The organism is Mesorhizobium sp. BR-1-1-10, assembly GCF_020165595.1.
Classification (GTDB): Bacteria; Pseudomonadota; Alphaproteobacteria; order Rhizobiales; family Rhizobiaceae; genus Mesorhizobium; species Mesorhizobium australicum.
Genome location: NZ_JAIUIL010000008.1, coordinates 167,028 through 185,786 on the forward strand (window position 1 = coordinate 167,028; position 18,759 = coordinate 185,786).

Genomic DNA, 18,759 nt, shown 5'->3' on the forward strand with positions numbered 1-18,759 from the left:
GGTCGCAAATCGGCAGAACAGCAGCCACCCGAAAGCTGCAGAGATTCGCGCCACTACCGCCGCAGCAGCCATGCCAGACGATCCAGCGAGAACGCGTAGCTGATGACGATCAGCAAGGCCATGATGATGGCCGTAATGGTATGGCCCGCCAAATGGAAACCCGCGCCGCCGCCGAACAGGACGATGAATTCCAGCGCCAGCCTGACAGCGCCCGGTACAGGCACCGGTGCCCGGCCCGACCGGCTTGGATCGTTGAGGACCGCGAAGATACCCCATGCCGCGGCTGCGGCGAGCGGCAAGGCAATGGCGAGGACCCAACGCCACGCTTCGTCCGAAAGGCTCCAGCCTGCCATGCCGAGGCCGAGCAAGGCGGCAAGCTCCAGCAGGAAGCGCAATGTGAGATTCCACCAGGCGTTGCCCATCATCATCCTCCGAATCCCAGCGCCGAGAAGTGTGACTGAAGGCAATCGTGGGAGCCAGGCCGGATAGCTCTTTTTCAGCGCGGCGCAAAACGGCAAGCGCCGTCGCAAACAGCGCAAGGGTGGCAGCGCTGTTTCGCTAGTGATACACCTCGCGCGCCGGGGCTTGATGATGAACGCCCGGCTGCCATTTGCGAGGCTGGAACGTGAAGAAATATTCGGTATTCGCCATCGCCCGCGAGGCCATGCGCGGCCACAAGGGCTGGGAGGAACAATGGTCCTCGCCGGAGCCGAAGAAGGAATACGACGTTATCATCGTCGGCGCCGGCGGCCATGGGCTGGCAACCGCCTATTACCTCGCGACCGTGCACGGCATCACCAATGTCGCGGTGCTGGAAAAGGGCTGGCTGGGCGGCGGCAATACCGGCCGCAACACCACCATCATCCGTTCCAACTATCTCTATGACGAGAGCGCCGGGATTTATGACCATGCGCTGAAGCTCTGGGACGGGCTCTCCCAGGAGCTCAACTACAACGTCATGTATTCGGCGCGTGGCGTCATGATGCTGGCGCACAATGTGCACGACATCCAGGTGCTGAAGCGCCATGTGCACGCCAACCGGCTCAACGGCATTGACAATGAATGGCTGACACCCGAGCAGGCGAAAGCATTCTGCCCGCCGCTCAACACCTCCAAGGACGCACGCTATCCGGTGGTCGGTGCGGCGCTGCAGCGTCGTGGCGGCACGGCGCGCCATGACGCGGTCGCCTGGGGTTATGCGCGCGGCGCCTCGGCGCGCGGCGTGCACATCATCCAGAACTGCGAGGTGACCGGCGTCAAGCGGGCCGCCAATGGCGCGGTGACGGGCGTCGACACGACGCGCGGCTTCATCGGCGCCAAGAAGGTTGGCGTCGTCGCCGCCGGACACTCCTCCGTCATCATGAACATGGCCGGCGTGCGCATGCCGCTGGAAAGCTATCCGCTGCAGGCGCTGGTGTCGGAGCCGATCAAGCCGGTCGTGCCTTGCGTTGTGATGTCGAACACGGTGCACGCCTATATCTCGCAGTCCGACAAGGGCGAGCTGGTGATCGGCGCCGGCACCGACCAGTATGTCTCCTATTCGCAGACCGGTGGGCTGCACATTCTTCAGCATACGCTCGACGCCATCTGCGAAATGTTCCCGATCTTCACGCGCATGAAGATGCTGCGGTCGTGGGGCGGCATCGTCGACGTCACACCCGACCGCTCGCCGATCCTGGCCAAGACGCCGGTGCCCGGCCTCTACGTCAATTGCGGCTGGGGCACGGGCGGCTTCAAGGCGACGCCGGGGTCCGGGCATGTCTTTGCCCACACCATTGCCAAGGACGATCCGCACCCGATCAACGCGCCCTTCACCATCCAGCGCTTCCGCACAGGCCGCCTCATCGACGAGGCGGCGGCCGCGGCGGTGGCGCACTGATGATGATGGCCGAGGTGGCAGTCGCGGTGCCGCTGATGCTGGCGGGGGAACAGGGCATGTTCCATGTTCCGACGGCGCAGGAAGTGCGGCTGCAGCCGATCAGCCGTGCGGGAAACGAGACCGGCTGGCCGTTTTCTGTCGACGAGGGAATGCTCGCCTGCGTCTGGAGTGTCGGCCAGAAAGTGGTGATGTTCTTCGAAGGCAGGCCGCATGGGCTGGATGAAGACGAGGATTTCCAGCCGCGTGGCGTCATCGTTACGACAGATCCGATGCAGCTGACGCTCGGCAACATGGCCAACCGCGATCTGTTCAGCGCGGCGACGAGCGTCGAGGAGCGGCTGCGGCTCGTCGCTCCCTTCATGACCATGGGCCAGAAGCTTTGCGATCAACCGGCTGGCGCGCGCGTCGGCCACGGCGAATTGTAGGAACAAACACGATGCTTCTCATCCGCTGCCCCTATTGCGAGGAAGAGCGCCCGGAACTCGAATTCCGCAACGCCGGCGAGGCGCACATCGCACGCTCGGCCAACATATCAGGCGAGAGCGACGACGACTTCGAGAAGTTCTTCTTCATCCGCTCCAATCCAAAGGGCATTATCTATGAGCGCTGGCGCCACATGCATGGCTGCGCGCGCTTCTTCAACGCGGTGCGTGACACCGTGACTGACAAGTTCGTCATGACCTACAAGGCCGGCGAACCGAAACCCTCCAAGCTGCCCGGAGTAGCGAAATGAGCGGCGCGTTGCGCATTCCCGGCGCCGGACGCCTTAGCCAGGCCAAGACCGCGCGGTTCAGCTTCGACGGCCAGTCCTACGCGGGCATCGAGGGGGACACTCTGGCATCGGCGCTGCTCGCCAATGGCGTGCATCTGGTCGGCCGATCGTTCAAGTACCACCGCCCGCGCGGCATCCTGTCGGCCGGCGCGGAGGAGCCGAACGCGCTGGTGCAGATCGTGCGCGACGACGCGCGCAAGACGCCGAACGTGCGCGCCACCGTGCAGGAGCTCTATGACGGGCTCGCCGCCAATTCGCAGAACCGCTGGCCGTCGCTGTCCTTCGATGTCAGCGCGGTCAACGACCTGGCCTCGCCGCTGTTCTCGGCCGGCTTCTACTACAAGACCTTCATGTGGCCGAAGGCGGCCTGGAAGAGCCTTTACGAACCCAAGATCCGCGAAGCCGCCGGCCTCGGTGTTTCGCCCGACAAACCCGATCCCGACCATTATTCCTCGCGCTACGCCCATTGCGACGTGCTGGTGCTGGGTGGCGGCGCGGCCGGCATTGCGGCGGCACTTGCCGCGGCGGAGACCGGCGTGCGCGTCATCCTGGCCGACGAGCAAGCCGAGTTCGGCGGCAGCCTGCGCTTCGAATCTGGTGCGAAGATCGACGGCCAGGACGGCTTTGCCTGGGCACAAGCGGCGATCGCCAGACTGAGCGCGATGGACAATGTCCGGGTGCTGCCGCGCACCACGGCGTTCGGCTATTACGCGCAGAATTTCGTCGGTCTGGTCGAGCGCGTCAGCGATCACCTGAAGGTCCCCGGCCACGATCTGCCGCGCGAACGGCTCTGGCAGGTCCGCGCCAAGCGCGTGGTGCTGGCCTCCGGCGCCATCGAGCGTCACATGGTGTTTGCCAACAATGACAGGCCCGGCATCATGCTGGCGGGTGCGGCGCGCACCTTCCTCAACCATTATGGTGTCGCGGTCGGCCGGAATGTCGGCGTCTACACCGCCAATGATTCGGCTTACGGCGCCGCGATCGACCTGAAGAAGGCCGGCATCAACGTGGCGGCGATCGTTGATTTGCGTGACAACCCGACCGGCCCGGTGATCGATGAGGCCAGGGCCCTCGGCATCGAGATCAATTTCGGCCGTGCCGTGATCCGCGCCGGCGGCAAGCTACGGGTGTCGTCGATGACGGTGCAGCCGAAGAATGGCGGCGGCGAACGCACTATTCCCGTCGATGCGATCCTGATGTCCGCCGGCTGGACGCCGTCGGTGCATCTGTTCTCGCAATCGCGCGGCAAGGTCGCCTTCAACGACGAGACCAAGCGCTTCGTGCCCGGCACCTACGCGCAGGACTGCGTGTCGGTCGGCGCCTGCAACGGCACCGACGGCCTGACGGCGACCGTGGACGAGGCCTATGCGGCGGGCGCCAAGGCGGCGAAAGAAACAGGCGGCAAGGCGTCCAAGGGCGCCAAGCCGAAGGTCGAAGCCTCGGAAAGCTGGTCGCGCGGCATGCTGGGTGCTGGCCCCGGCGCCGGGCCGGACACGACGGTGAAAGCCTTCATCGATTTCCAGAACGACGTGACCGCCAAGGACATCCGCCAGGCGGTGCATGAAGGCATGCGCTCGATCGAGCATGTCAAGCGCTTCACCACCAACGGCATGGCGACCGACCAGGGCAAGACCTCTAACATGCACGGACTGGCGATTGCCGCCGAAACGCTGGGCAAGCCGATCCCGGAAGTCGGCCTGACCACGTTCCGCGCCCCCTACACGCCTGTCACCTTCGGCGCGATCGTCAGCCACGCGCGTGGGCCGCTGTTCGACCCGACACGCAGAACCGCGATCCATCCCTGGGCCGAGGCGAAAGGCGCGGTGTTCGAGGATGTCGGCCAGTGGAAGCGCGCCTGGTACTTCCCCAAGGCAGGCGAGGACATGCATGCGGCGGTCGACCGCGAATGCGTCGCCGTGCGCAACCAGGCCGGCCTGTTCGATGCCTCGACGCTGGGCAAGATCGAAGTGGTCGGCCCCGACGCGGCGAAGTTCATGGAACTGCTCTACACCAATCCGTGGGAGAAGCTGGAGCCGGGCCGCTGCCGCTATGGCATCATGCTGCGCGAGGACGGCTTCATCTATGATGACGGCGTCGTCGGCAGGTTGGCGCCGGACCGCTTCCATGTAACGACGACGACGGGCGGCGCGCCGCGCGTCATGAACCACATGGAGGATTACCTCCAGACCGAGTTCCCGCATCTTAATGTCTGGCTGACCTCGATCACCGAGCAGTGGGCGGTCATTGCCGTTCAGGGGCCGAAGTCGCGCGACATCATCGCGCCGCTGGTCGAAGGCATCGACATGTCCGACGAGGCGCTGCCGCACATGTCGGTGCGCGAGGGCAAGATCTGCGGCGTGCCGACGAGGCTGTTCCGCATGTCGTTCACCGGCGAGCGCGGTTTCGAGGTCAATGTGCCGGCCGACCATGGCCAGGCGGTCTGGGAAGCGTTGTGGGCCGAGGGCCAGAAGCATGGCGCCGCCGCCTATGGTACCGAGGCGATGCACGTGCTGCGCGCCGAGAAGGGCTACATCATCGTAGGCCAGGATACGGACGGTACGGTGACGCCAAACGATGCCGGCCTCGACTGGGCGGTCGGCAAGAAGAAGGCCGATTTCGTCGGCATTCGCGGCCTGACGCGGCCTGATCTCGTCGCCAAGGGGCGCAAGCAACTGGTCGGCCTGAAGACCAAGGATCCAAAGGTGGTGCTGGAAGAAGGCGCGCAGATCGTCCAGGATCCCAAACAGGCGATCCCGATGAAGATGATCGGCCATGTCACGTCGAGCTATTGGTCGCAAAATTGCGGCCGTTCCATCGCGCTCGGGCTGGTGGCCGGCGGCCGTGACCGGATGGGCGACACGCTCTATGTACCGATGCCGAACGGGGTCATCGAAGTGGAGGTTACCGGCATGGTGTTCTTCGACGAGACGGGAGGGCGCCTCAATGGCTAAGGCTGCTGCAAAGACGGCCACGATGGCTTCACCATCAGCAGAGCGGCGTCCGGCATTGGCCGGGCGCACTGTCTCCGCAACGGGTGTCAAGGTCGATGTGCTGCCGCCGGCCGAGCGTATCTCGCTGCGCGCCCCGGAGGCTTCAGTCGCCGCTTTGTCGAAGGCGCTCGGCCTGACCTTGCCGAAGAAGCCAAAAACCTCGGCGTCGAAGGGCGGGCGTACGGCGCTGTGGCTTGGCCCGGACGAGTGGCTTGTCATCGACGAGGCCGGCAAGGACCCACTCGCCGATTGCGCAGGAGTTTCCGCCTTGCATTCGTCGGTCGGCATCTCGCATCGCAACATCGCGATTTTAGTCGCCGGTCCGGCGGCGGAAGCCGCGATCAATTCGGGCTGCCCGCAGGACCTGTCGCTCGACGCCTTCCCGGTGGGCGCCGCTTCGCGCACCATTCTCGGCAAGGCCGAGATCGTGCTGCTGCGCACGGCCGACGAGGCCTTCCGGGTCGAGTGCTGGCGTTCCTTCTCGGACTATGTCTTTACTTTCCTGTCCGAGGGAGCCCGCGACGCCGCCGGCTGACCCCGGAACGTTTGCCGCCCGCGTCCGTTGAGCGGCGACAGTCGAGGGAGAGATGCCGATGCCGTCGAAGTCCGCGCCGAAATCGCCGAAGACCGCGGCGGTCCGTTCGCTCGAACATGAGCGGCATTACGAGGCCGACGCCGAAGAGGAACTTGAGGAAGGCCTCGAGGACACGTTCCCGGCCAGCGATCCCGTGTCGATTACCGGGTCGTCCATTCCTGGAGCACCGGCGAAACCCGGCAAGGCCAAGACCGTCCCCGGCCGCAAGACCCGCAAACCCTGATTTCAGAATTTTTGGCTGACGGCCTCTTCCCAAGACCTCCGTGGATGCGATATTCAAAGCGCTTTGGAGAGGAAAAATGCCTGTTAGAGCCGTTGTCTGGGGTGAAAACGTCCATGAACAGACCAATGCTGCCGTGCGCGACCTCTATCCGCTGGGTATGCATGGCACCATTGCCGCCGCACTCAACCAGGACAAGGGCGTCGAAGCGACCACCGCCACCTTGCAGGAACCCGAGCATGGCCTGAGCGAGACGCGCCTGGCCGCCACCGACGTGCTTTTATGGTGGGGCCATGCCGCCCACGGCGAGGTCAAGGACGAGATCGTCGAGCGCGTGCAGAAGCGGGTCTGGGAAGGCATGGGGTTGATCGTGCTCCATTCCGGCCACTACTCGAAGATCTTCAAGCGGCTGATGGGCACGCCCTGTTCGCTGAAATGGCGCGAGGCGGGCGAGCGCGAGCGTGTCTGGGCGATCAACCGCGGCCACCCGATCGCGCAAGGCATCGGCGAATGCCTGGAGATCGGCGAGACGGAAATGTATGGCGAGCCGTTCGCGGTGCCGGAGCCGCTGGAGACGGTATTTGTCTCCTGGTACCAAGGCGGCGAGGTGTTCCGATCGGGGCTGACCTATCAGCGCGGGGCGGGAAAAATCTTCTACTTCTCGCCGGGCCATGAGACCTATCCGATCTATCACAATGAAGGCGTTCAGCAGGTGCTGCGCAACGCCGTGCATTGGGCGCACAACCCGGCCCCGGCCTGGTCCGGCATCACCAATGCGCCAAACGTGTCGACGGACAAGGCCAAGGAGAAGATCGTCCAGAAAGGCCTGCGCCTGCATGCGGACGGTGACAGGGGACTGAGCTGATGCACCGCCTGCTTTTGCTCGGCACCGGTTGGATCGCGGCGCATCATATCGAGGAGTTCGGTCAGGTCCCGGGCTGCGCCATCGTCGCTTGCGTGGACCACCTGCCGGGCCGCGCGGCGGCGTTCGCAGCCGCCAACAAAATAGGCACTTTCTTTGAAAGCCTCGATGCGGCGATCGCTTGGGGTGAGTTCGATGCCGCCATCAACGCCACGCCCGACCAGGTTCACAAGGCGACGACGCTGGCCCTGCTGGCCGCCGGGAAACATGTGTTCTGCGAAAAGCCGCTGGCGCCGAACCACGCCGATGCGCTTGCGATGAGCGATGCCGCCGAGGCGGCCGGGCTCGTCAACATGGTCAACCTGACCTATCGCAACACTCCGGTGATCCAGGAGGCGCGGCGCATGGTGCAGGCCGGCGAGATCGGCGAGTTGCGCCATGTCGAGGCGGGCTACCGGCAAAGCTGGCTGGTCAGCAAGTTCTGGGGCGATTGGCGGATCGACGACAAATGGCTGTGGCGCCTGTCGGGCCGGCACGGTTCGACAGGTGTTTTGGGCGATGTCGGCATCCATATCCTCGACTTCGCGACCTATGGGGCGGCCGAGGATATCGTCAGCCTGCATGCCGATCTGGTGACGTTTCCGAAGGCGGAGGGCGACCGCATCGGCGACTATGTGCTCGACGTCAATGACAGCTTGGCGATAACGGCGCGGCTCGGTTCAGGCGCGCTGGCCACGATCATGGCCAGCCGCTACACGACAGGCCACGGCAATGATTTGTCGCTGGCCCTGCACGGTACCAAGGGCGCGATCAAGGTCGAGACCGACGGCAAGGTTTCGAAACTGTCCGCTTGCCTGGGTGACGACGTCGATCAGCACCGTTGGCGGACGCTGACGCCTCCAGGCGTCAAGCACAACGCCCAGCGCTTTGTCGATGCGCTGGACACGGGACAGAACGGTGATCCGTCGTTCCGGCGGGCCGCCGACATGCAAAGGCTGATCGACGCCGCCTTCGAAAGTTCAGCGACCAAACTGCCGGTCTCGATCGGCTGAAATCACCATCCGGCCGGCTGAGCCGGCCAGAACCTACTTTCGAAAAATCTCAGTAGGCGCTCGGCATGATCCACGGGTTCACCGTGATGCCGAGCCGGGGACCCTTCCCGTCGGTCGTGGCTTCCGTGGAGGCCTCCTTGTCGACTGAGCCGGTCGAAGCGCAATCGAGCTTCATATTGGTCTTGGTGTCGACGCAGGTCGCGGCGGGAACGTGCTTGACCGCGTGGGTGGCGTTGGCGGCAAAGGCCGAGCCCGAAAGTGCCAGCACGGCGGCGAGGGTGAGGAGTGTCTTTTTCATGGTCTGTCTCCGGTTTCGGCGGGTGAATTTTTTCCGTACATGTACGTTATCTCGTACAGATACGTCCGTCGATCGCGAAGTTCAAGAAAAAATCGTACGCGTACGGTAGTTTTTTGTTAACCAAGAAAGTCGCCGCGGAAGGCTTGGAGGGGCGGTGCGGAATCTGGGAGAACAAAGGATATAGCGCTCAGCAGTTGACCGGTGTCTCGGTCAGTGGCGGCACATATTGCGTGCTGAGCGTGGCAAGGGTGAAGTCGCACATCCGCTTCACGAAAGCCTGCGGGTCGCCGAACGGGTAGAAGGGGAAGGTGATCAAAAGCGAGATCGTGCCATGGCCGACGGCCCACAATATGGTGGCGATGGCGCGTGGATCGCCATGCAATTTGCCGGCGGCGACACAGTCCTCGACCCTGCTGATCAGCGCCTTCATTGCGGGGTTGCTTTCCTCCATGTCCTCGTAGCTCCTGCCTTCCGGCAGCTTGGTCTTTTCGGTCATGAAGACGGTGCGGTATTCGTTGGGGTTGCCGAGCCCGAAGGCGGCATATTCGGTCATGACCGCCTGCAAGGCCTCGATCGGATCGTCGGACGGGTGCTCCTCGATGCGTCGGGCGAGCGTTTCGAACGCGTCCTCGGCCAGGGCGAACAGGATGTCCTGCTTGTCGGCGAAGTAGGAATAGACCGACATCGGCGCATAGCCGACCCGCTTGGCCAGCTTGCGGATGGTCAAGCCTTCATAGCCTTCTTCCTGGACGAGCTTGTGCGCGGCCGCGACAAGCTCCGAGCGCAGTTCGGCCTTTTGTTTCTCGCGGCGTTTCTGGACGCTCAGCGGCAAGTCCGTTGCCCTTGTCTGGTTGGTGCCTGGCTAAATTATATACGCTGTACGGAAACGGACAAGGGCGCCGCGGGTTCCCACGCGGCAGGCGTCAGATCGCGCCGACACCGCCATCGATGGCCAGCGCATGGCCGGTCATGAAGGAATTGGCCGGGTCGGCGGCAAACAGGATGGCCGTGGTGATCTCGTCGACTTCCGCCACGCGCTTCATCGGTATGCCCCGGGTCAGCTCGGCCAACGCCTCTGCCTCCGGAATGCCGGAGACGCTCACGAAACCGTCTATCATGCCCGTTCTGGTGTGGGCGGGGCAGATGGCATTGATGCGCAGACCCTTGCTGGCATATTCGACCGCCGCCGAGCGGGTCAGGCCGATCACGCCATGCTTGGCGGCTGCATAGACCGAAAGCTTCGGCGCGCCCGAAAGGCCGGCGGCCGAGGCAATGTTGACGATGGCGCCGCCCTTGCCGGTCGCCTTGAACTGCCGCTCCATTTGCGGGATCTGGTGCTTCATGGCGTAGAAGACGCCGAGCAGGTCGATCTCGAGCACCCGGCGGGCTTCGTCCGATGGAACCTGCGGCAGGCGCACGAAACTCTGAACGATGCCGGCATTGTTGACGGCGACATCCAGGCGGCCAAATTTTTCCAACGCCAGCGCCACCAGTGCTTCCGACAGTGCCTCCTCGGCAATGTTGCCTGCCAGCATCGCGGTCTCGGTATCGAGCGTCTCGGCGAAACTCATCAGGGCCGTTTCATCCAGGTCCGAGAGAACCAGCCGGGCGCCTTCGGCGGCAAAGCCCTTGGCGGCGCCACGGCCGAGGCCGCCGGCCGCGCCCGTGATCAGCACCGTGGTTCCATCAACGCGGCCCATTGCTTAGTCTTCCTTGTCGATCAGCTCGGCGGCGAGGTGCGACAGCAGCTTCACCGCCTCGCCATAGGTCCTGGCTTTTTCCGGATTGGAAGCATTGCCGTCCAGCGCCCGCTTGTAGACACCCTGGCAGATTGCCGCCAGGCGGAAGAAGGAGAAGGCGAGGAAGAACGTCCAGTTGCCGATGCCGGCGAGGCCGCGCCGCCGGCAATAGGCAGCGACATAGTCTTCTTCCAAGGGCAGGCCGAGGGCCGGGCGATCGATGCCGCCAAGGCCGCGAAAGCCGGAGGCATGCGGCAGGCGCCATTGCATGCATTGATAGGCGATGTCGGCGAAGGGGTGGCCCGATGTCGACAATTCCCAATCGAGCACCGCCAGTACCCTCGGCTGGTCCGGCGCAAAGATCAGATTGTCCAGCCGATAGTCGCCATGCACCAGCGATATCAGGCCGTCATCGACCGGCAGGTGGGTTTCCAGCCAGGCGATCAGCCGGTCCATGTCGGCAATGATACCGGCTTCGGAAGCACGGTACTGGCTGGTCCAGCGTGCCAGCTGCCGCTCGAAGTAATTGCCGGGGCGTCCGAAATCGCCAAGACCCACGGCCTCGACATCGACATCGTGCAGGGCGGCGAGCGTGGCGTTCATGGCGTCGTAGATCGCGGCGCGTTCCTCGTTGCCGTGCGCCTCCGGCAGTGCCGGATCCCAGAAGATGCGGCCGTCGAGGAAATCCATGACGTAAAACATGCGGCCGATGGGCGAATCCTCGGTCGACAGGTGCAGCATTTCGGGCACTGGTACGGCGGTGCCGGAAAGCGCCTTCATCACACGGAATTCGCGGTCTACCTGGTGAGCCGATTTCAGGAGTTGGCCTGGCGGTTTGGCGCGCAGCACGTAACGGCCGCTTGCCGCCGTCAGGAGATAGGTCGGGTTGGATTGGCCGGATTTGAATTTTTCGATGGCCGCGAGTCCGAAAAAACCCGGGATATGCGCGTCGAGGTAAGGCGCGAGCGTCGCCTGGTCGAGCGCGTTGGCGTCGTTCATGCTGTCTCGGGCTGGCGTTCAAGCAAGGTCAGCGTCAGCCAACGGGCGGTGAGCGCCGGTTTTTTGGAGCCTTCGATCTCGATGGTCACGTCGTGCGCCGTCTGCACCCAGCCCGACGGCCTGACCTTGACGTCGGCCAGCACGAAACGGGTGCGGATGCGCGCGCCGGTCTTCACCGGGGCGAGGAAGCGCAGCGAATCGAAACCGTGATTGACGCCCATCTTGCCGTTTTCCAGCGGCGGCATGGTTTCGAACGTCATCGCCGACAGCAGCGACAGCGACAGGAAGCCATGCGCGATGGTGCCGCCGAACGGCGTTTCGCGCTTGGCCCGCTCCGGATCGCAGTGGATGAACTGGTGGTCGTCGGTGGCGTCGGCGAACTGGTCGATCATGCGTTGCGTGACCACCCGCCAGGGCGAAACGCCGACCTCCTTGCCGACACTGGCCAGAAGCACATCGAGACTGATTGGTTCCACGCTCATGTCCTCCAGTTCACCTCCGGCTTCTGCGGCCGGAAAATGTCATTCCTTGAACAAGGTCAACCCATGCTGCACCGACTGCCCGCCGTCGATCGGAAGGATGGCGCCGGTGACATAGCTGCCTGCACGGCTGCACAAATAGAGCGTTGCGCCGGCAATGTCATCCGGTGTGCCGATGCGGCCGATCGGGACATGGCCGCCGACATGCCTGGCCTGCTCGTCCGTGCCGGTGGCAAATGCGGTCATGCGGCTCTGGAAGGGACCGGGGGCAAAGGCGTTGACGGTGATGCGGCGGCCGGCGAATTCGAGCGCCAGCGTGCGTGTCAGGTGATGAACGGCCGCCTTGGAGGCGGTGTAGGAATAGGCGTCGTCGGCCAGCGGCTGCGTTCCCATCACCGAGCCCAGATTGATCACGCGGGCAGGATCTTCGTCGCTGGCGGCGGCATCGAGCAGCGGCAGCAATTCGCGCGTCAGATGGAAGACCGCGGTGACATTGACGCCGAACACCTTGGCCCATGCCGAATAAGGGAAGCTCTCCAGCGGCGCGCCCCAGGACACGCCGGCATTGTTGATGAGGATATCGAGTTTGCCGGTGCGCGCCTTGACCTCGCCGACCAAGGCGGCAATGCCGGCTTCGCTGGAGACGTCGCCGGCAAAGCCTTCCGCTTGGCCCGGAGCGCCAAGCCCGTTCAATTCACTGGCCACCTTGACGCAGTCCTCGCCCTTGCGCGAGGCGATCATCACGCTGGCGCCGGCATTGACCAGCGCGGTCGCCGCCATGCGGCCGATGCCGGTCGCGGCTCCCGTCACCAGCGCGGTCTTGCCGGTGACCGAAAACAGATCGTCCAGATAGCTCATCACAATCCTCCGCACGGCCTGCGGGCAAACAGTTCGCGTTGACAAGGCTATCCGAAGTACGGTCATCCTTGCCACTGACAAAATGCCCGGCCTGCATGAAGGGTTAGCGACCGATGACGGAGATGAATCTCGGCATGACCGAGCGGTTGAGGCCGATCCACGCCCGCGTCGCGGCCATGGTGCGCGACGAGATCATGCCGCTCGACAAGGAATTCCTGAGCGAGGTCGGCAAGGCCGGCGACCGTTGGGTCTACAGCAAGCGCCAGGGGGAGATCCTTGAGGGGCTGAAGAAGACCGCACGGGAGCGCGGCCTGTGGAACTTCTGGCTGACCGGCTCGGAGCGCGGCTACGGCCTGTCCACCGTCGAATACGCCTATTTGGCCGAGGAGATGGGCAAGGCGCATCTGGGCGCCGAAACCTTCAACTGCTCGGCACCCGACACCGGCAACATGGAGGTTCTGGAACGCTACGGCTCGGCCGAGCACAAGCGGGAATGGCTCGAGCCGCTGCTGGACGGAAAGATCCGCTCGGCCTATCTCATGACGGAGCCGGACGTCGCCTCCTCCGACGCCACCAACATTTCCATGCGCTGCGAGCGACAGGGCGGCGACTATCTGCTCAACGGCGAGAAATGGTGGGCGTCGGGTGCCGGTGACCCGCGCTGCGCCATTTACATCGTCATGGTGCGGACCGCCGGCGATGAAGAGCCACAGCACCGCCGCCATTCGATGATCCTGGTTCCCTCGGGCGCGAAGGGTGTGACCAAGGTCCGGGCGATGCAGGTCTATGGCGACGATGACGCGCCGCATGGCCACATGCATCTTCGCTTCGACAATGTGCGGATATCGACGTCGAACCTGATCCTCGGCGAGGGCAGGGGCTTCGAAATCGCGCAAGGCCGGCTCGGCCCCGGCCGCATCCATCACTGCATGCGCGCCATCGGCCAGGCCGAGATGGCGCTGGAGATGCTATGCCAGCGTTCCCTACGCCGCGAGGCCTTCGGCCAGAAGCTGGCGAAACTCGGCGCCAATCTCGACATCATTGCCGAATGTCGCATGGAGATCGAGATGGCCCGGCTGCTCTGCCTCAAGGCGGCATGGATGATCGATCAGGGCGACTCGCGGGCCGCGGCCCCCTGGATCAGCCAGATCAAGGTCATCGCGCCGCGCGTGGCGCTCAAGGTCACCGACGAGGCGGTGCAGATGTTCGGCGCGCAAGGCATCAGCCAGGATACGCCTCTCGCACGCTCGTGGACGCATCTCAGGACGCTGCGCCTCGCCGACGGGCCCGATGCAGTGCATCGGCGGCAGGTGGCACGCATGGAGCTGAAGAAATACACGCATGAAAAGATCTGAGCGCTGCCCGGCAGCGTTGCCGCTGACAAACAAGGAATACCGTCAATGACGATCCCCTCCGAAATGAAGGCGCTGCTCTTGGTCGGTGACGGCTATACGAGGACGCCGAGCGGCAGTGCGCTCGAGGCGATGGAGCCGTATCTCGAGCCGGGCAGCATCCCTGTGCCTGCGCCCGGACCTGGCCAAGTGCTGATCAAGGTCAGCCTCGCTTCGATCAATCCATCGGATGTCGCCTTCATCAAGGGCCAGTACGGCCAGCCGCGCGTTATGGGCCGTCCGGCCGGCTTCGAGGGTGTCGGCACGGTCGTCGCGGGCAGCGAGGAGCCCTATCCCAAGAGCCTTGTCGGCAAGCGCGTCGCTTTCGCCACCGGTCTGAGCAATTGGGGCTCGTGGGCTGAATATGCCGTCGCCGAGGCGGCGGCCTGCATTCCGCTTCTCGATACGGTTCGAGACGAGGATGGCGCTGCGATGATCGTCAATCCGCTGACCGCGATCGCCATGTTCGACATCGTCAAGCAGGAAGGCGAAAAGGCCTTCGTCATGACCGCCGGTGCGAGCCAGCTCTGCAAGCTGATCATCGGGCTGGCGAGGGAGGAAGGGTTTCGGCCTGTTGTCACGGTGCGCCGTGACGAGCAGATCGCGTTGCTGAAACAACTTGGAGCGGCGCATGTCCTCAACGAGAAGGTGCCTGATTTCGAGGCCACGCTGCGCGAGGTGATGAAGGCCGAACAGCCGCGCATCTTCCTCGATGCCGTCACCGGGCCGCTGGCGTCAGCCATCTTCAACGCGATGCCAAAAAGGGCGCGCTGGATCATCTACGGCCGGCTTGATCCCGAGGCAACGATCATCCGCGAGCCTGGCCAGCTGATCTTCCAGCACAAGCACATCGAAGGCTTCTGGCTGAGCGAGTGGATGCGGCAATCCAGGGATCGGCGAGGTCCGGCGGTCCTCGAGGCACAGAAGCGTTTTTCCGACGGACGCTGGTCGACCGACGTGACGGCGGTCATTCCGCTGGCCGAGGCAATGGCGCGAATGCCGGCGGAACTGGCCAAGCCCAACGGCAAGGTGTTCATCCGGCCCTGATGCCGTCTTATGCGGCGCCGGAAGGGCGATCGCAGGCTTTCTGGACGCTTTTTCCAGTTCGGTCGACCATTCTTGGCGATCCCCGAAATTGATCGCCGCGTCTTTCGACCCCTATGCCTCGCCGCTTTGTCCGTGATATGTCGCCGCCATCGAATGCCGGGACGGCGCCAAGGCTGAGGCGTCTTCCCCAATGGCGTGCGGGGTGAATTGATGACGATTTCCAAGCCGGTTTTCGATCGTTTGGGGCTGGGCATGTGGATCGGGGCATTCCTGATCGTTCTCGGCCTGGTGCTATGGTCGCCCGGCACGCGCACGGTGACGCAGGCCTATGGATATGGCAGCGAAGCGTTCCTGACCGGGCGGCCGCTGTACAATCTTCAATCCGAGATGGGGTACCTGTATGCGCCAGCCTTCGCCGCGCTCTACCTGCCGGTGCTGAAGCTCGGACCCTATCTGGGCGGCGTGGTGTGGCATGTGGTGGGCTTCGCAGCGCTCACCTTCGCGGCGATGCGGCAAGTGCGCAAAATCGGCGGTGAGGAATTGCCATGGCTGCTTTCCTTCGGCCTCTTCCTTGCCCTGCCGATGGCGCTGGGTGCCATCCGCAACGGCCAGGCGACGATCCTTTTGACCGCGGCCTGCTGGCTCCTGACCCTGTCGGCGCTCGAAGGGCGGCGCGCCGAAACCTTCTTCTGGGCTTCGGTCGCCATCATCGCCAAACCGACCGCGATCATCATGCTTTTGCTGGTGGGAGCCCTGCGCCTGCGGCTGATACCCGTGCTCGTGCTGGCAGTGCTGTTGGTACTGGCCATACCGTACGCGTTCGCGCCTGCCGGCTACCTCAACCAGCAGTACGGCGATTTCGCCCGCATGTTGACCTCCATGGCCGTCGACAAGTCCGGCCACTTTGTCCCTACCGACTTCACGGCGCCTTTCACCTCGGCCGGGCTGCCCATGCCTGAGTTCGCCGCCACGATCGTGCGCATCGTCGGGGCATTGCTTACGCTGTCGACCGTCCTCTGGTTCGACCGCAAGCTCCAGCCTGGAATAGCCGCACTGGCGATCTTCCTGGCGGCTGCCTTCTACATGTGCGTCTTCAATCCGCGTGTCGAGCCAAATACCTATGCCATGATCGCCGTGCCCGCCGGCCTCGCTATCGCCACACTATGGCGGGAGGAGCGTGGCGGCGTCCTGGCCTCGGTGCTGTCGACGGTATTGTTCCTCACAGGTTTGACCAGCGTCGAGCGCCACATGCATGATTTCTTCTATCCTTGGTTCCGGCCGATCGCGGTCACCTTCATCGCCTGTTCGCTGATCTGGTGGTTCTGGGCCAAGGCGCGCGAAAAGATCGTGAGCGTCGGACCCGTTGCACATGGCTGATCTGCGTCAAAAACTCGACATCGTGGCGCCCTTCTTCAACGAGGCGCAATCGGCGCCGGCCTTTGCCGCCCTGCTCGACAGGCTCGAGGAAGCGGTATCAAGCCGTTTCGGCATGGCCGTCCACAAGATCCTGGTCGACGACGGCAGCCTCGACGATGGCGCCAGGCGATTTTCGCAAGCCCTGTCGGGATCGTGGGAGATCGTTCGCCTCAGCCGCAATTTTGGCAAGGAGGTCGCGGTGCTCGCCGGCCTCGACCAGTCGCGGGGCGACATGGTGCTGATCATGGATTCGGATCTGCAGCATTCCATGGATATCAGCTTGAAGATGATCGCCGAGCTGGTGGAAAGCCCCGATATCGACGTCGTGTACGCGCAGAACGACCGCCGCGAGGCGAGCTGGCGGCGCAGCCAGCTGGCGCGACTTTTCTACAGCCTGATCAACAGCAGCCAGCGTTTCGACATTCCGGAGAACGCCGGTGATTTTCGCGTCATGCGCGGTCCCGTGGTGCGTGCGCTGACCAGCCTGCGCGACAAGCGGCGCTTCAACAAGGGCCTGTTCGCCTGGGCCGGTTTCCGTCAGAAAGCCATACCCTATTCGCCGGAAAACCGCCCCATCGGCACGTCGAAATGGAGCCGGCTCAACCTGATCGCCTTTTCACTGGAAGGATTTACATCGTTTTCCGTCATCCCGCTGCGCATCATCAGCTTGAGCGGGATGCTGGCGGCGCTGGCGGGCGTCGTTTACGGCGCCAAAGTGTTCTTCGAGGTGATGTTCTACGGCGTTGCCGTGCCTGGTTACCCCAGCCTGATGGTCGCCGTCGTGCTGCTCGGCGGCCTCAACCTCACCTTGCTCGGCCTGATCGGCGAATATGTCTGGGTCACGCTGTCGGAGAGCAAGGACCGGCCAGTCTATCTGGTGCGCGATGTGGTGCTCAGCGAGACCGCTCGGGACAAGCCGCCGGGCGCGTCCCGCGGATGACGCGGCGCATTCGCCTGATCGCCGACGACTACGGGCTGGCACCAGGGGTTTGCGCCGGCATTCTCGACCTGCTCGACCGCGGACGCCTGACCGGCACCAGCTGCATGACCGGTTTTCCGGAATGGGCCGAGGCGGCGGCGCGCATAAAGCCGCTGCGCGGCCGCGCGGCGATCGGGCTGCACCTGACCCTTACGGACCAGCCAGCGGTCACAGGCAAATCGAGCCTGGCGCCCGGGGGCCGGTTGCCGCCGCTTCGTTCGCTGGCCCTGCCAGTCCTGCGCGGGCGGGTCGACGAGCGCGACGTCCATGCCGAACTCGACGCGCAATATAGCCGTTTCGTCGAGGCGCTGGGCCGCAAGCCCGACTTCATCGACGGTCATCAGCACGTGCATTTCCTGCCTGTCGTGCGCGGCTGGCTGCGGACACGTTTTCCCGACACTGCCGGCAGGCCGGTGCTGCGCGGCGCTCCGGCGCTGGGCGATGCCGCCGCCGCACCAAAAATCGCGGCAATCGCTGCCGTGGCCGCCGGCTTCAACCGATCGATGCAGCGCGCCGGCTTTGCCGTTTTGAAGCCGCTCGCCGGCATCTATGACTGGCGGCAACCTGAAAAGTTCGCCCCCTTGCTGGAGGCTGCCATCGAAGCGCTGTCGGATCGCGGGCTGTTCATGTGCCACCCTGGCCATGTCGACCAAACGCTGTGCGCGCGTGACCCCATGCAAAGCGTGCGCGAAGTGGAATTCGGCGTTTTGGCTTCGGATGCGTTCGGCGCGAGCCTGGCCCGAGCCGGTGTCGAGATTTTGGACGGCCGGGAATGAATGGCGTTCAGCCACGGCGTTCGACCGGCAGCAAGATCGTCCGTTTTGCGCTGGTCGGACTGGCAAATACGGCCATCGACCTTGCCGGTTTTTTCCTGCTGCTCAAGCTGCACGCCCCGCCGTTGTCCGCCAATGTCATCTCTTGGTCGATTGCCGTCGTCTTCTCTTTCGTGGCGAATGGCTTCTGGTCGTTCGAACGCAATCACGCCATTCGGCTGCATGATGCCTTCCTGCGCTTCGTCTCGGCTGGGGCGTTGATTTCGCTCGGCGTGTCCAGCCTGTCGATCGCACTCTTCGCCGGCATCGGCGGTGTGTGGCCGGCAAAGATCGGCGGGGTCATCGTGGCGGCCGTGCTGAACTTCCTTGCCGCGCGTTGGTCGATCGAGGGCCGGCTGCTGAAATAGGTA

21 protein-coding genes are annotated in these 18,759 nt (G+C 64.1%); 14 read left to right on the forward strand and 7 right to left on the reverse strand.

From position 1 onward, the window contains the following. Positions 1–53: 53 nt before the first annotated feature. Entirely contained in the window at positions 54–428 is a 375-nt protein-coding gene (locus tag LB555_RS19405; RefSeq protein WP_224683513.1) for a DUF2568 domain-containing protein, read from the reverse strand. Between the two features lie 197 nt (positions 429–625). Between LB555_RS19405 and LB555_RS19410 the strand changes: the two genes are divergently transcribed. The 8 genes from LB555_RS19410 (at position 626) to LB555_RS19445 (ending at position 8,370) form a co-directional block, all read left to right on the forward strand. Then, a complete protein-coding gene (locus tag LB555_RS19410; protein ID WP_140713332.1) occupies positions 626–1,879 on the forward strand; it encodes a sarcosine oxidase subunit beta in 1,254 nt (417 codons plus the stop codon). Between the two features lie 2 nt (positions 1,880–1,881). Then, entirely contained in the window at positions 1,882–2,304 is a 423-nt protein-coding gene (locus LB555_RS19415; protein WP_140619005.1) for a hypothetical protein, read from the forward strand. A gap of 11 nt (positions 2,305–2,315) precedes the next feature. Next, a complete protein-coding gene (locus LB555_RS19420) occupies positions 2,316–2,612 on the forward strand; it encodes a sarcosine oxidase subunit delta (RefSeq protein WP_015315781.1) in 297 nt (98 codons plus the stop codon). Beyond that, on the forward strand, positions 2,609–5,602 hold the full coding sequence (locus tag LB555_RS19425; protein WP_224683514.1) for a sarcosine oxidase subunit alpha: 2,994 nt from the start codon (positions 2,609–2,611) through the stop codon (positions 5,600–5,602). Before LB555_RS19420 ends, LB555_RS19425 begins: the two co-directional genes overlap by 4 nt. Further along, the gene (locus LB555_RS19430; protein WP_224683515.1) at positions 5,595–6,176 is read left to right on the forward strand and encodes a sarcosine oxidase subunit gamma; all 582 of its coding nucleotides are present in this window, start codon (positions 5,595–5,597) and stop codon (positions 6,174–6,176) included. Before LB555_RS19425 ends, LB555_RS19430 begins: the two co-directional genes overlap by 8 nt. Positions 6,177–6,234: 58 nt before the next feature. Further along, positions 6,235–6,459, forward strand: a complete 225-nt coding sequence (locus LB555_RS19435) for a hypothetical protein (RefSeq protein ID WP_041163323.1) — start codon at positions 6,235–6,237, stop codon at positions 6,457–6,459. 76 nt (positions 6,460–6,535) lie between these two features. Beyond that, entirely contained in the window at positions 6,536–7,321 is a 786-nt protein-coding gene (locus tag LB555_RS19440; RefSeq protein ID WP_015315785.1) for a ThuA domain-containing protein, read from the forward strand. After that, a complete protein-coding gene (locus LB555_RS19445; RefSeq protein WP_224683516.1) occupies positions 7,321–8,370 on the forward strand; it encodes a Gfo/Idh/MocA family protein in 1,050 nt (349 codons plus the stop codon). Before LB555_RS19440 ends, LB555_RS19445 begins: the two co-directional genes overlap by 1 nt. Positions 8,371–8,419: 49 nt before the next feature. Here LB555_RS19445 and LB555_RS19450 read toward each other — a convergent pair whose 3' ends face one another. The 6 genes from LB555_RS19450 to LB555_RS19475 form a co-directional block, all read right to left on the reverse strand. After that, positions 8,420–8,668, reverse strand: a complete 249-nt coding sequence (locus LB555_RS19450; protein WP_140661748.1) for a DUF680 domain-containing protein — start codon at positions 8,666–8,668, stop codon at positions 8,420–8,422. A 187-nt stretch (positions 8,669–8,855) separates the two neighbouring features. Further along, the gene (locus tag LB555_RS19455) at positions 8,856–9,500 is read right to left on the reverse strand and encodes a TetR/AcrR family transcriptional regulator (protein WP_224683517.1); all 645 of its coding nucleotides are present in this window, start codon (positions 9,498–9,500) and stop codon (positions 8,856–8,858) included. A 91-nt stretch (positions 9,501–9,591) separates the two neighbouring features. After that, positions 9,592–10,368 (reverse strand): SDR family NAD(P)-dependent oxidoreductase, encoded by a 777-nt coding sequence (locus tag LB555_RS19460; RefSeq protein WP_224683518.1) that lies wholly within the window; start codon positions 10,366–10,368, stop codon positions 9,592–9,594. A 3-nt stretch (positions 10,369–10,371) separates the two neighbouring features. Then, the gene (locus tag LB555_RS19465) at positions 10,372–11,406 is read right to left on the reverse strand and encodes a phosphotransferase (RefSeq protein ID WP_224683519.1); all 1,035 of its coding nucleotides are present in this window, start codon (positions 11,404–11,406) and stop codon (positions 10,372–10,374) included. Then, entirely contained in the window at positions 11,403–11,888 is a 486-nt protein-coding gene (locus LB555_RS19470) for a MaoC family dehydratase (protein WP_023770549.1), read from the reverse strand. The genes LB555_RS19465 and LB555_RS19470 overlap by 4 nt, the downstream gene beginning before the upstream one ends. Before the next feature lie 39 nt (positions 11,889–11,927). Next, entirely contained in the window at positions 11,928–12,743 is an 816-nt protein-coding gene (locus LB555_RS19475) for an SDR family oxidoreductase (RefSeq protein ID WP_224596296.1), read from the reverse strand. A 113-nt stretch (positions 12,744–12,856) separates the two neighbouring features. Here LB555_RS19475 and LB555_RS19480 point away from each other — a divergent pair, with 113 nt between their 5' ends. From LB555_RS19480 to LB555_RS19505, 6 genes are all read left to right on the forward strand, one after another. Further along, positions 12,857–14,098 (forward strand): acyl-CoA dehydrogenase family protein, encoded by a 1,242-nt coding sequence (locus LB555_RS19480; protein ID WP_224683520.1) that lies wholly within the window; start codon positions 12,857–12,859, stop codon positions 14,096–14,098. Between the two features lie 45 nt (positions 14,099–14,143). After that, positions 14,144–15,181, forward strand: a complete 1,038-nt coding sequence (locus LB555_RS19485; protein WP_015315794.1) for a zinc-binding dehydrogenase — start codon at positions 14,144–14,146, stop codon at positions 15,179–15,181. 210 nt (positions 15,182–15,391) lie between these two features. Beyond that, positions 15,392–16,558, forward strand: coding sequence for a glycosyltransferase family 87 protein (locus LB555_RS19490; protein ID WP_015315795.1), 1,167 nt, complete (start codon positions 15,392–15,394; stop codon positions 16,556–16,558). After that, positions 16,551–17,537: a glycosyltransferase family 2 protein gene (locus LB555_RS19495; protein WP_224683521.1), complete on the forward strand. Its 987-nt coding sequence runs from the start codon at positions 16,551–16,553 to the stop codon at positions 17,535–17,537. Before LB555_RS19490 ends, LB555_RS19495 begins: the two co-directional genes overlap by 8 nt. After that, a complete protein-coding gene (locus LB555_RS19500) occupies positions 17,534–18,352 on the forward strand; it encodes a ChbG/HpnK family deacetylase (protein WP_224683522.1) in 819 nt (272 codons plus the stop codon). Before LB555_RS19495 ends, LB555_RS19500 begins: the two co-directional genes overlap by 4 nt. After that, positions 18,349–18,756, forward strand: a complete 408-nt coding sequence (locus tag LB555_RS19505) for a GtrA family protein (RefSeq protein ID WP_140661756.1) — start codon at positions 18,349–18,351, stop codon at positions 18,754–18,756. Before LB555_RS19500 ends, LB555_RS19505 begins: the two co-directional genes overlap by 4 nt. Positions 18,757–18,759 lie beyond the last annotated feature (3 nt).